This window comes from Mobilibacterium timonense, from assembly GCF_900155555.1.
In the GTDB taxonomy this organism is placed as follows: Bacteria; Bacillota; Clostridia; order Peptostreptococcales; family Anaerovoracaceae; genus Allobaileyella; species Allobaileyella timonense.
The window spans coordinates 709,403-725,241 of record NZ_FUHN01000008.1; the positions used below are offsets into that span (position 1 = coordinate 709,403).

12 protein-coding genes are annotated in these 15,839 nt (G+C 51.5%); all 12 read left to right on the forward strand.

The features are described from left to right. Positions 1 to 162 precede the first annotated feature (162 nt). Positions 163 to 1,005 carry a ComF family protein gene (locus tag BQ7382_RS09330; RefSeq protein WP_159437287.1) on the forward strand — a complete coding sequence of 281 codons (843 nt, stop codon included), beginning with the start codon at positions 163 to 165 and terminating at the stop codon, positions 1,003 to 1,005. A gap of 294 nt (positions 1,006 to 1,299) precedes the next feature. After that, positions 1,300 to 2,688, forward strand: coding sequence for a class II fumarate hydratase (gene fumC, locus BQ7382_RS09335; RefSeq protein WP_077391833.1), 1,389 nt, complete (start codon positions 1,300 to 1,302; stop codon positions 2,686 to 2,688). Positions 2,689 to 2,837: 149 nt separating this feature from the next. Further along, positions 2,838 to 3,683, forward strand: a complete 846-nt coding sequence (cdaA, locus tag BQ7382_RS09340; RefSeq protein ID WP_077391834.1) for a diadenylate cyclase CdaA — start codon at positions 2,838 to 2,840, stop codon at positions 3,681 to 3,683. Next, positions 3,670 to 4,905 carry a CdaR family protein gene (locus BQ7382_RS09345; protein WP_159437288.1) on the forward strand — a complete coding sequence of 412 codons (1,236 nt, stop codon included), beginning with the start codon at positions 3,670 to 3,672 and terminating at the stop codon, positions 4,903 to 4,905. Before cdaA ends, BQ7382_RS09345 begins: the two co-directional genes overlap by 14 nt. A gap of 68 nt (positions 4,906 to 4,973) precedes the next feature. Further along, positions 4,974 to 6,332 carry a phosphoglucosamine mutase gene (gene glmM / locus BQ7382_RS09350; RefSeq protein WP_077391836.1) on the forward strand — a complete coding sequence of 453 codons (1,359 nt, stop codon included), beginning with the start codon at positions 4,974 to 4,976 and terminating at the stop codon, positions 6,330 to 6,332. A 12-nt stretch (positions 6,333 to 6,344) separates the two neighbouring features. Continuing rightward, positions 6,345 to 8,177 carry a glutamine--fructose-6-phosphate transaminase (isomerizing) gene (gene glmS / locus BQ7382_RS09355; RefSeq protein WP_077391837.1) on the forward strand — a complete coding sequence of 611 codons (1,833 nt, stop codon included), beginning with the start codon at positions 6,345 to 6,347 and terminating at the stop codon, positions 8,175 to 8,177. A gap of 106 nt (positions 8,178 to 8,283) precedes the next feature. Then, the gene (locus BQ7382_RS09360; RefSeq protein ID WP_077391838.1) at positions 8,284 to 10,005 is read left to right on the forward strand and encodes a phospho-sugar mutase; all 1,722 of its coding nucleotides are present in this window, start codon (positions 8,284 to 8,286) and stop codon (positions 10,003 to 10,005) included. An 83-nt stretch (positions 10,006 to 10,088) separates the two neighbouring features. Continuing rightward, on the forward strand, positions 10,089 to 11,966 hold the full coding sequence (locus BQ7382_RS09365; protein ID WP_077391839.1) for a polysaccharide biosynthesis protein: 1,878 nt from the start codon (positions 10,089 to 10,091) through the stop codon (positions 11,964 to 11,966). Between the two features lie 39 nt (positions 11,967 to 12,005). Continuing rightward, complete coding sequence (locus tag BQ7382_RS09370) at positions 12,006 to 13,214, forward strand: DegT/DnrJ/EryC1/StrS family aminotransferase (protein WP_077391840.1); 1,209 nt, start codon at positions 12,006 to 12,008, stop codon at positions 13,212 to 13,214. A gap of 4 nt (positions 13,215 to 13,218) precedes the next feature. Then, positions 13,219 to 13,905: a sugar transferase gene (locus tag BQ7382_RS09375; protein ID WP_205408178.1), complete on the forward strand. Its 687-nt coding sequence runs from the start codon at positions 13,219 to 13,221 to the stop codon at positions 13,903 to 13,905. After that, positions 13,896 to 15,143, forward strand: coding sequence for a glycosyltransferase family 4 protein (locus tag BQ7382_RS09380; RefSeq protein ID WP_235847994.1), 1,248 nt, complete (start codon positions 13,896 to 13,898; stop codon positions 15,141 to 15,143). Before BQ7382_RS09375 ends, BQ7382_RS09380 begins: the two co-directional genes overlap by 10 nt. Before the next feature lie 20 nt (positions 15,144 to 15,163). Next, positions 15,164 to 15,839 (forward strand): UDP-N-acetyl glucosamine 2-epimerase (locus BQ7382_RS09385; protein ID WP_144082135.1); only part of this gene is annotated, 676 nt, incomplete at its 3' end.

Genomic DNA, 15,839 nt, shown 5'->3' on the forward strand with positions numbered 1-15,839 from the left:
TACAGGCCCTGGCGTGAGGAAATCCGTGAGTTTACTGTGACGGTCCGGAGAAAAAGTTCGGGAAAAACTCCGGAAAAAAATCACGGTACTGCGGGGGAAGGCGGCAGGGAGTACCCTGAGGATGGAAAACACCGCACCATGGAAGTGGAAAGGAGACCATCCATGAAAAGCATACGCCCAAACTCCACCTACCGGTCGCCTGCTCGCTCTGCCACCCGCACCACCGCAAACTTCACCGCCGCCCTCACAGACCTTTTCCGGGACGCCCTCGACCTGATCTATCCCGCCGGTCTCAAATGCATCTGCTGCGGCGCCATCATCGACGCCACCAGGACCTACAGCCTGTGCAACCAGTGCATGGCGAAGGTCAACTGGATAACTGCGGGCGCCAGGACCTGCGACAGGTGCGGCAAGCTTTTGTCAGAAAACGATCCCGCGGACACCTGCTTCAGCTGCCGCGAAAACCCCCACGTCTTCCACCGCGCCCTCGCCTGCGCCCAGTATGGCGCCCTGGAGAGAGACATCATCTTTTCCATGAAATACCGGGGCCACACGGAGATCGGAGACATCCTCGGCGAGATCATGTGGGACCGGCTGCAGAGCCTGGACGAGATGGAAAAACAGGAGATCTTCCAGGGAGGCATCGACGTGATCGCCACGGTCCCACTGAGCCGCCAGAGCCTGCTGGCCAGGGGGTTCAACCAGTCTTATCTCATGGCCGCGGGCCTGGCCCGGCGCATGGAAGCCCCCTGTGACCAGGATCTCCTCCGCAGGATCAGGAACACCAGCGCCATGAAAAGCCTCACTCCCGCAGAGCGCCGCAAGAACATCCGGGGCGCCTTTGAGGTGACCAGAGACGTGACTGGGCAGCACGTGCTGGTCGTGGACGACATCTACACCACGGGCTCCACCGCCGACGAGATCGCTGCGGCCCTCACGGCGGCCGGCGCGGGCCGGGTGATTTTCTTTACTTTCGCGGCAGGGGCAGATGTAGTAAAATCATAGACTGTACGATGCCTCTGTGTTCGTGGTTGAAAGTCCAGGCCAGCTGTGGGCGAAGGGATCCACGTAAGCCGTGAGCAGAGAGCCGCGGTGATCATGGCACAGTTTAGATGTAAGTCCTCCGGGAAATCCGGGTCAAGGCGAGTGTGGGGTCAAAGACCAGGTCGAGCGGGGGCGTCGTATTTTTGTGAAAAAATTTGTCGCCGGATCGCGGGTATTCGGATCGGCGTGCCGCCGGCCTCCGCTTCGCGGCGAGTGTGTTTTTTATAGAAAAAAGAAAAGGAAAAGGTGCGGAAAATGTCAGAGAAGTTCAGGACGGAACGCGACACCATGGGCGAGGTGCAGGTGCCGGCAGACAGGTACTGGGGCGCACAGACCCAGAGGAGCTTTCAGAATTTCAAGGTGGGGGGCCGTATGCCCGAGGAGATAATCAGGGCCTTCGCAGTCCTCAAGAAGAGCGCGGCCATGGCGAACTGCCGCCTCGGCAACCTCGAACAGGAAAAGGCGGACCTCATAGCCCGCGTCTGCGACGAGATCCTGGACGGCAGGCTCGACGGGAATTTTCCACTTGTGGTCTACCAGACCGGAAGCGGCACCCAGTCCAACATGAACGTGAACGAGGTCATCGCAAACAGGGGGAATGAGATCGCTGGGAAGAAGATCCTTCACCCGAACGACGACGTGAACAGATCCCAGAGCTCCAACGACACCTTCCCGACTGCAATGAGCATCGCCTCTGTCACTTCAATAGAAGAAAATCTCATCCCGGCTCTGGAGAACATGATCGAAACGCTCAAGGGCCTGGAGGAGAAGTACATGCACACCGTCAAGACCGGCCGCACCCACCTTCAGGATGCGGTGCCGCTCACGTTCGGACAGGAGATCAGTGGCTGGCGGTCGATGATGGAGCACAGCCTGGAAAACATAAGGCTCAGTCTCAGGGGCCTGGGAGAGACGGCCCTTGGAGGCACAGCTGTAGGCACCGGGCTTAACGCACCGGATGGCTTCGACGAGCTGTCGGCCGGGATAATAAGCGAGCTGACGGGACACGACTTTTTCACCGCCCCGAACAAATTCCACGCACTCTCTTCGAAGGACGTTTTCGTTTTCGCCCACGGAGCGCTGAAGTCTCTGGCGGCGGACTTGATGAAGATGGCCAACGACATCCGCTGGCTCGCCAGCGGGCCGAGGTGCGGCCTGGGTGAGATCACCATCCCGTCCAACGAGCCGGGAAGCTCCATAATGCCAGGAAAGGTCAATCCGACCCAGACCGAGTCCGCAACGATGGTGGCCGTGAGAGTCATGGGCAACGACACGGTGGTCGGCATGGCTGCGTCCCAGGGGAACTTCCAGCTGAACGTTTTCATGCCCGTGATAGCAGATGCCTTCCTTGAGTCTGCAAGGCTCCTGGCACAGTCGATCACGAGCCTGGAAAAGAACTGCGTGAGAGGCATCAAGCCGATAGAGAGCAAGATGGAGGAAAACGCGGGAAGATCCCTGATGGTCGCCGCTGCCCTCAACACCCACGTGGGGTACGAGGCCGGGGCTAAGGCAGCAAAAAAAGCCCACGCAGATGGCACCACCCTCAAGGAGGCGGCGGTGTCCCTGGGGATCTGTACACCGGAAGAATACGACGAATGGGTGGACCTTTACCGTATGACTGGAGTGGAGTTTTGTGCACATTAAGTGACAGAATTCATATAAATAAGTGAACAATTTCCTATAAAATTGAAAAAGGCTCTTGCAAAAGGTATAATTTTTAAGATATATTGCCTTGTTATGTTTCAAAATGGCTGACTTCCTCATGGCAGAAGCGCGGAAAGGACTACAGATAAATGTATGAAGTGATCCTTGGAATAATCAGGAACTTCAGATTTGCAGATGCGGTGGACATCGCCGTGGTCTCCTATGTCATCTACAAGGTGCTGGGATTCATCAAGGAGACCAGGGCCCAGCAGCTGGTAAGGGGTATCATAATCCTGGTCGTGATATTCTTCCTTTCGGATCTCTTTGACCTGTATCTGCTGAACTGGCTGCTCAAGAGCGTGGCCACCATGGGAATGTTCGCGCTGGTAGTCCTCTTTCAGCCGGAGATCCGCCGCGGCCTCGAGCAGATGGGCCGCCGGGGGCTGGTGAGCCAGCAGTTCAAGAGCGTGGACAAGGAACACGCCGTGGAGTTCGTCAGCGCAATGGTGACCGCGATCGACGACTTTTCCGCGACGAGGACAGGCGCTCTCATCGCCATCGAGCGCGATACCATGCTGAACGACATAATCGAGACCGGAGCCGTTGTGGACGCAAAGATGTCCGTGCGGCTCATCGAAAACCTCTTTTACGAGGGATCGCCGCTCCACGACGGCGCGGTGATCATACGAGGAGACAGGATCCACGCCGCAAGCTGCGTTCTGCCTCTCACGGAAAACAAGAACCTCGGCAGGAACCTGGGCACGCGGCACAGAGCGGGTGTGGGACTGAGTGAGGTATCTGACGCTCTCGTGATCATAGTGTCCGAGGAGTCGGGAGTCATCTCCGTGGCGGAGGACGGTAAGCTCAGGCGCTTCATGGATCTGAAGTCCATCGAGAAAATGCTTTTGAACATATACCTGCCGCCTGATGAGTCCTTCCAGAGCAGGGTCCGTTCAATTGCGAAGAGAGGAGGGCACAAGGATGAAGATCAATAAGCTCAACCTGCTGCTTTCCATAATAATAGCCTTTGCGGCATGGGTATACGTGGTCTACAATGTCAACCCTACCATGACCCGCACGTATCAGAACGTCAACGTACAGGTGACGGGGACGACCCAGCTCTCCGACAGCGGCGCCGCCATAAGCAACGTCAAGGACACCACGATAGATGTGAAGCTGAGGGCGAGAAGGTCAGTGCTGGACGAGATCTCTTCAAAGGACATCGAAGCCTCGGTGGACGTCTCCCACATGTCGGTGGGCAGCAACGAAGGAAAGATCAGCATCACCGTTCCTAAGGACACCAAGCTGGTCGGCACCAGCGCCCAGTCCACAACGGTGACGGTGGAGAAGAAGGATACGAAGACGGTCAAGCTAATCGCTGTCTACAAGACCGCCAGCAGCGACGAGGAGCCGATGCTCACCTCCCAGAGCAAGGATGAGATCAAGATCACCGGCGCCGAGAGCCTCGTGGCGTCGGCGACGGCCGCAGAGGTGGTCCTGGACAACGACAAGGTCACGAACAGCGAGAAGACCTTCAGACTTAAAACATACGCAGTAAACAGCAACGGCGACAAGATAAAGTACCTGAACACCAGCCCTAAGAAGGTGAAGGTCACCGCCGTGAAGGCCGAGCTCAAGACGGTCAAGCTCAACGTGAACACGGAGAACGACCAGGACGAGCAGTACCAGCGCAAGGTGGATGCTCCGTCCCAGGTGACCATCAAGGGCAAGGCCAAGGACATCAAGAACATCACGTCGGTGGACACCAGGCCCATAGATCTCTCGGAGATCACCCAGGATACCACCATGGACATAGAGTACGACCTGCCTGACGGCGTCGCCATCGCCAATTCCTCCATCGGAGCGAAGCTGACCATCAAGGTGAGCGGCGTGGGCACCAGGACGTTCAACGTGGCGGCAGGAAACATAACCGTCACAGGCCTCTTATCGGGTCTTTCCGGGTCAGTGCAGTCGTCGGCTACGGTGACGGTAACTGGTACCGAGGACCAGCTCAGCAAGCTGTCCGCGTCCAATTTCACACTCACAGTGGATGCTTCAGGCCTCACCGCCGGGCAGCACTCGCTGACGCCTTCCGTGAGAGTCACGGGAGTAACGGGAGTCAGCGCGGTGAGCAGCGGTGTGACCGTGAACATATACAGCAGCTCCGGAACATCAGGAGGGAGCAGCACTGGCACCTCTGATGAGGGGAACCAGTAAAATGACCGGCGGGAGACCGCCGGAAGCACGTTTCAGAAAAATATTTTAGAAAGACAGGAAGATCGTAAATGGGAAGATTGTTCGGAACAGATGGTGTCAGGGGCGTGGCAAACAAGGAGCTCACAGCATCCCTGGCCTTTGATATCGGAAAGGCAGCAGCCTTTGTGCTCGGAAAAGGGAGCGGAAGGCCGCTCTTCGTTATAGGCCGCGATACCAGAGTCTCCGGAGATATGCTGGAGAACGCCCTCACCGCGGGAGTCCTTTCCGTGGGCGGGAACGTGCTCAAGCTCGGAGTGATCCCTACTCCGGCCGTGGCATATCTGGTAAAACACTACAACGCAGATGCCGGAGTTGTCATCTCCGCATCGCACAACTCTTTTGAATACAACGGAATAAAGCTTTTCAACGGCGACGGCTTCAAGCTGGACGACTCCATCGAAGAGCAGATAGAGGATATCATCCTGGCCAGGGAGTTCGTGCATCCTGAATTCGTTGGCGACAAGCTGGGAAAATGCCTGGAGGCCGGAGACGACGCCCTGGACGTATACACTAAGTTCCTCCTCAGCACCATAGACATTAGGCTGGACGGAGTGAAGGTGGTACTGGACACGGCCAACGGTGCGTCTTATAGAACGGCAGGCATAGTGTACAAGGCCCTCGGAGCCGACGTGCACATGATCGCAGACGATCCCGACGGTATCAACATCAACGACCACTGCGGATCCACCCACCCGGAGGACCTCATGAAAGAGGTGGTGAGGCAGAAGGCCGACATCGGCATGGCCTACGACGGAGACGCGGACAGGTTGGTGATCGTTGACGACAAGGGACGTCTCCTGGACGGAGACCGCATCATGTGCATCTGCGGCAAGATGCTCAAGGACAAGGGAGAGCTCCCGGACGGTCTGGTGACGGCCACGGTGATGAGCAACATAGGTTTCCACAAGTACCTGGAGGACAACGACATGAAGTCAGAGGTCACGAAGGTGGGAGACCGGTACGTTCTGGAGTCCATGCTCAAGACGGGATCGGTCCTGGGCGGAGAGCAGTCCGGACACATGATCTTCCTGAACTACACCACCACGGGAGACGGAGTCCTCTCTTCTCTCCAGTTCGTGAATGCATGGCAGGCGTCGGGAAAGAAAGTCAGCGAGCTCAGAGATGAGATAACCATATATCCTCAGGCCCTGGTGAACGCCAGAGTCAGGACCGACAGCAAGAGCGCGGCCATGGAGGACGAGGAGGTCATGGCCAAGGTCAGAGAGACGGAAGAAAAGCTGGGTGACACCGGAAGAGTCCTCATCAGACCTTCTGGAACAGAGCCTCTGGTGAGAGTCATGATCGAAGGAGAGGACGAGGACGTCATCCACGGCTATGCCCAGGACATAGCAGATATAATACTGGGAAAATTCGGAGAAGAAAACTAGCAGGAGGTTTGTATGTGCGGCATCGTCGGCTTCGTAGGAAGCACAGAACCACAGAACATAATAGTGGAGGGCTTGAAAAAGCTCGAATACAGAGGATATGACTCGGCCGGGATCGCCGTCGTGAACGAAGGCGGCATCACGGTCAGGAAGCACGTGGGAGAGATCAAGAACCTGGAGGCGCTCATCGGCAACGAGCATCTGGGTGGAAGAGTGGGGATCGGCCACACGAGATGGGCCACCCACGGAGCACCGTCCACGGTGAACGCCCATCCTCACCAGGATCAGGCGGGCAGGATCGCCCTGGTCCACAACGGGCTCATAGAGAACTATCTCGAGCTGAAGGGAGAGCTGCTGGAGGAGGGCGTCCAGTTCAAGAGCGAGACGGACACCGAAGTAGCCGCCCAGCTCATCGGAAAATACTACGGACAGTGCCATGACCTCAAGGAGGCGCTGGACAAGGCGGTGAGCCGCATGGAAGGCGCTTTTGCGCTTGGCCTCGTCGCGGCGGACAGGCCGGACACGCTGGTGGCCTACAGGAAAAATGCACCGCTGGTGGTGGGCATAGGCAAGGGCTTCAACATGATAGCCTCCGACTTCGCCCCGCTTCTCGAATACACCAAGGATGTGTATCTCCTGGAGAACGGTGACACGGTAGTGCTCACCGCGGACACTGTGGACATCTTCGACGAGGACGACAAGAAGGTAGAGCGTGAGACCCTCCACATCAAGTGGAACGTAGACGCCGCGGAAAAGGGCGACTACGAGTTCTTCATGATGAAGGAGATCCACGAACAGCCTCAGGGCATTCGTGAGACCCTGAACAGGAACATAGACGAGAACGGCAGGATCAGCCTTTACGGAATCGACCTCACGGCTGAGGATCTGGCGAGATTCAACAAGATATACATCGTTGCATGCGGAACAGCCTACCACGCGGGTCTCGTGGGCCGGTACCTGATCGAAAAGCTGGCCAGGATCCCCGTGGAGGTGGACATAGCCTCCGAGTTCAGATACAGAGATCCGTTCGTGGATGACAAGACCCTGTTCATCGCCATCAGCCAGTCGGGAGAGACCGCGGACACGCTTGAAGCGTTGAGGCTGGCCGGCAGGAAAGGCGCGAGGATCCTCTCCATAGTCAACGTGGTGGGATCCTCAGTTGCAAGGGAATCCGACGACGTGTTCTACACCTGGGCGGGCCCGGAGATCGCAGTGGCCTCCACCAAGGCCTACACGACCCAGCTCCTCTGCCTGTATATCTTGGCTCTCCACTTCGCTGACCTGAGAGGGACGGTAGACGAGGAGTACTACGATCACTTCATAGATGAGTTAAAAGCCATCCCGGAGAAGCAGGAAGAGGTACTGAAGACCGAAGACACCATGAAGGCTCTGGCCGCGAACTACTACGACAGAGATCAGGTGTTTTTCATAGGAAGAGGGCTGGACTCCAGCGTTGCCTATGAGGGCTCTCTGAAGCTCAAGGAGATATCATACATCAACTCCTTCGCCATCGCGGCTGGAGAGCTGAAGCACGGCACCATCGCCCTGATGGAGCCGAGGACGATCGTCTTCGCACTGGCTACACAGGACCGCCTCTTCGAGAAGATGGTGTCAAACATCCAGGAGGTCAAGGCGAGGAACGCGCAGGTGATCTCCATTGCCAAGGAGGGGAACACAGAGATCGAAAAGCATTCGAACAAGGTGATCTACCTGCCTCAGTGCATGGACGAGATGACACCGCTCCTGAGCGTGCTGCCGCTCCAGCTGTACGCGTATTATGTGGCTAAGGACAAGGGATACGACATAGACAAGCCGAGAAATCTGGCAAAGAGCGTCACCGTCGAGTAACGGGCGATGCCTTATCGATGCCTTATCTGGCCGGGCGCCGGCCGGAGGCAGAGTGATCTGCGAATTACAGTAATTTCTATGGAAAGACAGGGGAAGATATCGAAGGATGAGTTCAGGCTTTGATCTCACAAATGAAGCTTTTGCGGAATACTGCAGGTGGCTGCGGGTCAAGACCATGGATCCGAAGACCCGCCGGGAGATCCAGTCCATGATCACGGACTCCGAGATGATCGACCAGCGGTTCAGCTCCAGGCTGGCATTTGGCACGGCCGGGCTCCGGGCCCCGGAAGGCGCCGGCACCAACAGGATGAACCCGTACACCGTGGCCGCAGCCGCAAGGGGATTTGCCCGCTGGATCAAGGCTAACGGCGGTGCCGACAAGGGGATAATGATCTCCTATGATTCAAGGCACAGCTCCAGGGAGTTTGCCGAGATGACCGCAAGAATGGCGGCGGACGAGGGGGTCCAGGTATATCTCTCCGATACCCTCAGACCGGTACCGATGCTTTCCTACGGAATAGTAAAATACGGGGCGGCCGGGGGCGTCATGATAACAGCCTCTCACAACCCTCCTGAATATAACGGCTTCAAGGCCTATGGGGCCGACGGGGCCCAGCTGATGCCTGAGGAGGCCGCACAGGTCAGCGCCTGCATCGAGGGCCTAGGGGACATCTTTCAGATAATAGCGAGGTCATTGTCCCTCCGCCAGCTTCTCCACAACGAGATGATCGTATACGTGGGAGAGGAGCTGGACGACAGCTATGAGCAGCTGCTGATGGACAGGCTGAATTCAAGTCTCGTGCATGAGGAGGCCAAGAGGGATCTCAGGATAGTGTACACGCCGCTCAACGGGGCGGGCAACGTGCCGGTTAGAAGGGTGCTGGAGAGCATGGGATTCCACTCTGTGATGGTGGTCCCTGATCAGGAGCTCCCGGACGGTGATTTTCCGACTCTCCGGGTCCCGAATCCCGAGAGGGAGGACACTTTCCAGCTTGCTATCGAGATGGCCGAAAGAGAAAACGCAGACATTGTCATTGCCACGGATCCCGACGCCGATCGCCTGGGGATCGCCCTTCCGGATGATTCCGGGGAGTACAGGGTCCTCACGGGGAACCAGATAGGAACTCTCCTCATGGAGTTCATCCTGGGAGGCAGAGCCATTCAGGGGCGCCTGAAGGGAGACGAGTTCTCGGTTGTTTCGGTGGTCTCCACGAAAATGCCTGAGTTCATATGCAGGCGTTACGGCGTGGAGCTCACGGAGACGCTGACCGGATCCAGGTACACGGCAGAGGCCATCCGCCAGGGCAGATCTGAAGGAAAGAGATTTGTCATGGGCTTCGAAGAAGGAAACGGCTACATGCTGGACACAGGGATCCTGGATAAGGACGGAGTGGCCGCGGCCGCCGTGATAGCGGAGATGTCCGCCATGTCCCGCGCCAGTGGAAGAAGGCTTTACGACCAGCTGGACAGCATATATTCGCTGTATAGTTATCCGGCGGAAAAGAGGTTTTCCGTCCAGTTGAAAGGACCCGACATCACCGGCACCATGGAGGCAGTAATGAACAGCCTCCGGAAGGAAAGGCCGGATCTGGGAGACGAAATAGAGATCACCAGGGTCAGGGACTACCTGCCCGAGACCAACATGCTGTACTATCACCTCGGCGGCGCCGAAGGCAACGACTGGCTTGCCATAAGACCTTCCGGCACAGAACCGAAGCTGAAAGTGTATATGGGGATGTACGGAGAGAAAGAAGAGGCAGAACAGAAACTGGCAGATGTATATCAAAGAGTGAAGGAGAGGATAGCTGCTGTTCTTGACAGCCTGTGACAGGGTGCTATACAATTACAAGAATTTTGCTTATATACTGTAGCGGATGAAATAGCTAGTTGTTTATTGGTTAGAGATATAAAATGAGTGATTTTAAAATAAAAATTTCAAATCTTGATAGGTTATCAGTAATAAGGGTATTGCTACTGGTAATTTACGATTTGGCTGCTATAGAAGTAGCTTCTTTTATGGCACTTTTTATCAGGTTTGATTTTACGATGAACGACGAGATGGTTAGATATCTCGCCATATACAGGCAACACCAGATTCTCGTGATGGGTATTACTATCATTATATTTGCTGCATGCCGTTTGTATACGAGCATCTGGTCTTACGCAAGTATTCGGGAAATGATGAATATTATGCTGGCTTCAATACTATACATGCTGCTGGTGACAGCAGTGTATGATTTTTTGGAGCCGGAGAGCAATGGAATGCCAAGGAGCTTTTACTTACTATCCGCGGCATTTCTGTTTGTTTTGGTGTTCTTTGTCCGGTTTATTTATCGTGCAATCAGGGAATTTAGAGGATTAACCAATAAAAACAGAGTGACAAAAAGGGTAATGGTCATTGGAGCAGGCGCTGCTGGAGCAGGGCTCATCAAAGAGATAAAGGCAAACCCGAGCCTCAAAAAAAAGCTTGTCTGCATAGTAGATGATGATACCACTAAGGTTGGAAAGAGAATGTTCGGCGTTTTTGTTGCCGGTACCACAGAAGACATACCTAATCTGGTAAAGAGCTATGTGATAGACCAGATACTTATTGCGATGCCTTCGGCTTCTGCAGAAGAGAGAAAACGCATTCTGGACATCTGTAAGACAACAGGATGCGAGATGATGATCATCCCAGGAATCTATCAGATAATAAGGGGTGATGTAAGCGTATCCCAGCTCAAGCACGTAGATGTTAACGATCTCCTTGGAAGGGAACCTATAGAAGTCGATATAGACTCGATTATGGGATATGTAAAGGACAAGGTAATCATGGTAACAGGCGCTGGAGGGTCGATCGGAAGCGAGCTGTGCAGACAGATCGCCAGCCATCAGCCTAAGCAGTTGATAATGCTTGATATCTACGAAAATACTACATACGAAGTACAGAATGAGCTGAAGGCTAACTTCCCGGAACTTAATCTGGTCGTGCTTATTGCATCTGTCAGAAATACTGCAAGAATAGACCACATATTTGAAATGTACAGACCAGATATAGTGTATCATGCAGCTGCTCATAAACATGTTCCACTCATGGAAGCAAATCCTAATGAGGCAATAAAAAACAACGTACTGGGCACCTGGAAAGTTGTTATGGCTTCGGATAAGTGGAAGGTGAGCAAGTTCGTTCTGATCTCAACTGACAAGGCTGTGAATCCGACCAGTATAATGGGCGCATCAAAAAGGATATGTGAAATGCTGGTTCAGACATACAATAATCATTCTGAAACAGATTTCGTTGCCGTTCGGTTCGGAAATGTACTGGGAAGTCATGGAAGTGTTATTCCGCTCTTTAAGAGACAAATCGCGGAAGGCGGTCCTGTGACGGTTACGCATCCGGATATTATACGGTATTTTATGACGATACCGGAAGCCGTTTCGTTGGTACTTCAGGCAGGCGCTTTTGCAAAAGGGGGAGAAATATTCGTCCTTGACATGGGAAAGCCTGTTAAAATAGACGATTTGGCGCGAAATCTGATTCTTCTGTCAGGGCTGAAGCCAGACATAGATATAAAGATAAAGTATGTTGGCCTTCGTCCCGGAGAAAAATTGTATGAAGAACTTTTGATGGATGAGGAAGGACTGCAGGATACTGAAAATAAGCTTATTCATATTGGGCACCCAATCAAATTGGACGAAGAAAAATTCATTAAACAAATTGAGGATCTTAGTGATTATGTGCAAAAGGAGCCTGACGATATTAAGCGATATGTCAAGAACATAGTTCCTACTTATAATCCGAAAAATTGATTTGTTATTATGAAAATGTAGACTAAAGGGAGGATATAGATGAAAGTACCATTTTCTCCACCAGACATAAGTCAGTTGGAAATTGATTATGTAACAGAAGTTCTAAAGTCTGGATGGATTACTACAGGTCCAGTTGTAAAAGAGTTTGAAAAGAAAATTGTTGAATTTGTAGGTGCAGAGGGCGCTGTTGCGCTAGGATCTGCAACGGCTGCACTTGAAGGAGCGCTGCGTTTCTTAGGTGTTGGTCCAGGAGATGAAGTGATCGTCCCAGCGTATACTTATACATCTACAGCCAGTGCGGTCGTTCATACAGGGGCAAAGGTTATTTTCGCAGACAGTGCTCGTGAGCAGTTTGAAATGGACTATGACAGACTGCCGGGAATGATCAATGAACACACGAAGGCCATCATTGCTGTAGATTTGGGAGGAATGATAGCCGATTACGACAGACTTTTTGAGATAGCAGAAAACAGTAGGATGAAGTTTCATGCTGATTCTTCCGCGCAGGAGGTCTTGGGTCGCATTGCCGTTATAGCGGATTCAGCCCACGCATTCGGATCTTCTCTTGACGGGAAAAAAGCGGGCGAGATCGCAGATTTCACAGCGTTTTCATTTCATGCGGTAAAAAACCTTACAACTGCAGAGGGTGGGGCGTTGACATGGAAAAAACATGATGGCATTGAAAATGATGAGATCTACAGATATTTGCAACTGTATTCTCTTCATGGTCAGTCGAAGGATGCTCTGTCAAAAAACAAGGCTGGATCCTGGGAATACGATATTGTATGGCCGGGTTATAAATGCAACATGACCAACATTAATGCGGCTATAGGAATGGCTCAACTTGAACGGTATAAAGGGATGCTGTCAAGGAGAAAAGAATTAAACGAAAATTATCGCAAAGCGTTTGCTCCGTTTGGGTTGAGGATGCTGGACCACTATGTGAATGGCATGAATTCTACAGGACATCTTTTCCTGGTCAGGATCCCTGGGGCGTCTGAAAAGGATAGAAACGTGGTGATCTCCGACATGGCTAAGCGTGAGATAGCCTGCAATGTTCATTATAAACCGCTGCCAATGATGACAGCCTATAAAAACATGGGGTATGACATTGCGGATTTCCCGAATGCATATAACCAGTATGCGAATTTGATCTCCATCCCGGTATTCTCTACCATGACAGATGAGCAGAATCAATATGTCATCGACAGCTTCATTGATGTTTTGAAGAACCGGGGACTGATCTGAAGAAATGGTGCTGAAAAGATGGGAAGACCTTCCTGACTTCATGAAAAATGATGCGGTCAGGCCATATTATGAGAAATTAAAAAAAAGAAGAGCTGCCATTTTTATAAAAAGAATTTTCGATATCATTGTTTCCGGACTGATGATATTGATACTGTCTCCTGTTTTTCTCATACTTGTTATCAAGATAAAGGCAGATGATCACGGGCCTGCATTCTTCAGGCAGGTGAGAATCACCAGATATGGTAGAGAGTTTCGGATCTTCAAGTTCCGTACAATGGTAGTGAATGCTGATAAACTTGGAGCTCAAGTGACAAGTGGAAATGATCCACGAGTTACTCATGTTGGAGTAAAGCTAAGAAAATATCGTCTTGATGAATTACCTCAGCTGTTTAATGTGTTCAAAGGAGATATGTCTTTCGTTGGGACCAGGCCTGAGGTACCAAGATATGTGAAAGAGTACTCTGAGGAAATGATGGCTACTTTACTCATGCCGGCGGGGGTCACCTCAGATGCGAGCATAATGTATAAGGACGAAAGTGAGATCATTGGCAATGCTGAGGATCCGGACAAAGTATATATTAATAAAGTCCTTCCGGAGAAGATGAAGTATAACTTGGAAGCAGTGGAAGATTTCAGCCTTGGACGGGAGTTCAGGCTACTGTTCCGCACAGTGATTGCAGTGTGCAAATAAAAGGAGAGAAATATCGATTGAATATCCTATTGATTAACCATTATGCAGGATCTCCTGAGATGGGAATGGAGTTTCGCCCATATTATTTATCAAGAGAGTGGAAGAAAAAGGGCCACGATGTAACCATTGTCGGAGGTGATTTTTCGCATCTAAGAAAAAAAAATCCTGATGTTGCAAAGGATTTTCAAGAGGAGATAATTGACGGAATAAGATACGTCTGGATAAAAACAGGTGAATACGACAGTAATGGCAGCGCTCGTGCGATGAGCATGTTCAGATTCTGCCAGAAACTGGAAAAGGGAAAGAAATATCTTGTAGAGACATATAAGCCAGATGTGGTGATCTCATCTTCGACGTATCCGCTGGACTCATATCCGGCCAGCAGAATCGCCAGAATGGCTGGAGCAAAGTATATTCATGAAGTACACGACATGTGGCCCTCTACTTTGTACGAAGCTGGAGGAATGTCAAAGCATCATCCGTTCGTATTGTTGATGCAAGCTGCTGAGGATCATGCTTACAGAAAAGCTGACATTGTGGTTTCGCTTCTAAAGCATGCAGAACCATACATGAAAGAACACGGTCTTAAAGAAGGAAAATTCCACTATATACCTAATGGCGTCATATCGGCAGAATGGAATGCCGGAGAGCCTGTTCCAGAAGAACACTCGAAAGTCTTTCAGGAACTTAGGGATACTGGACGATTTATTCTTGGTTACTTTGGAAGTCATGAGATGTCATATGGATTGCATAATCTGATCGAAGTGACTGGCAAACTGGATCGACAGGGTGTTTCTCTGGTGATGGTAGGAAAAGGAAAACTGAAGCAGGAATTGATCGATTTTGCGAAGGAAAAAAGTATCGACAATGTTTATTTTCTCCCACCTGTAGAAAAGGGGCAGATACCTGCAGTTGTTTCAAATTTTGATGCAATATTCATTGGAACTATCGAGTCGCCATTATACAGATTTGGTATCTGCATGAACAAGATGTTCGATTCTATGATGGCGGCGAAGCCAATCGTAATGGCCATTACAACACCATCAACTCCGGTCAGCGAGGCAGGATGTGGAATAATCACAAAGTCTTGTGATAATGAAGAAATAATGAAGGCAATTACCTGCATTCAAAATATGACTCCTGAGCAACGAAGGGAAATGGGCAACAGGGGGAGAGAGGCTGTTCTGGAAAAGTACACGTACGAAAAAATTGCAGAAGAGTTTCTCAGGCTTTTTTAGACGATTGAAAGGGTTTTCAAATGAAAATAGTAACTGTGGTAGGAGCCAGACCTCAATTTATTAAAGCAGCTGCAGTTTCCAGAAAAATAAGAGAATACAGCGAGGAAATTCTGGTGCATACTGGCCAACATTATGACAGTAACATGTCAGAGCTTTTTTTCCAGGAGCTTCATATCCCTTCACCTGACTACAACCTGGGTGTTGGGTCGGGAACGCATGGCAAACAGACCGCAGAGATGCTCCAGGGTATCGAGGAGATATTGATTAAGGAGAAGCCTGACTATTTGATGGTTTATGGAGATACAAATTCTACCATAGCAGGAGCGTTGGCAGCATCTAAGCTTCTTATTCCGGTCATTCATGTAGAGGCGGGGGTGAGATCTTTTTATATGGCGATGCCTGAGGAACAGAACAGGATACTCACGGATCATATCTCAAAATATCTTTTCTGCTCTACAGACACGGCCGTGGAAAATCTACACAGAGAAGGCATCACCAAGGGAGTATATAACATAGGGGATGTTATGTGTGATGCGGTAATGTATTATTCAAACCTTATTGATGAGAAATCAAAAGAAGAGTATTTTGCAGATCTGAAATATATATTCGGTGAACGTGGAGCGGTTGAAAGATGGTATCTGTCCACTGTCCACAGGGCAGAGAATACTGATGATGTAAGCAAAATCAAAACAATTC

Coding starts and splice junctions, on each gene's coding strand:
- BQ7382_RS09330 (WP_159437287.1), top strand. CDS start 163: ATGAAAAGCATACGCCCAAACTCCACCTACCGGTCGCCTGCTCGCTCT.
- fumC (WP_077391833.1), top strand. CDS start 1,300: ATGTCAGAGAAGTTCAGGACGGAACGCGACACCATGGGCGAGGTGCAG.
- cdaA (WP_077391834.1), top strand. CDS start 2,838: ATGTATGAAGTGATCCTTGGAATAATCAGGAACTTCAGATTTGCAGAT.
- BQ7382_RS09345 (WP_159437288.1), top strand. CDS start 3,670: ATGAAGATCAATAAGCTCAACCTGCTGCTTTCCATAATAATAGCCTTT.
- glmM (WP_077391836.1), top strand. CDS start 4,974: ATGGGAAGATTGTTCGGAACAGATGGTGTCAGGGGCGTGGCAAACAAG.
- glmS (WP_077391837.1), top strand. CDS start 6,345: ATGTGCGGCATCGTCGGCTTCGTAGGAAGCACAGAACCACAGAACATA.
- BQ7382_RS09360 (WP_077391838.1), top strand. CDS start 8,284: ATGAGTTCAGGCTTTGATCTCACAAATGAAGCTTTTGCGGAATACTGC.
- BQ7382_RS09365 (WP_077391839.1), top strand. CDS start 10,089: ATGAGTGATTTTAAAATAAAAATTTCAAATCTTGATAGGTTATCAGTA.
- BQ7382_RS09370 (WP_077391840.1), top strand. CDS start 12,006: ATGAAAGTACCATTTTCTCCACCAGACATAAGTCAGTTGGAAATTGAT.
- BQ7382_RS09375 (WP_205408178.1), top strand. CDS start 13,219: ATGGTGCTGAAAAGATGGGAAGACCTTCCTGACTTCATGAAAAATGAT.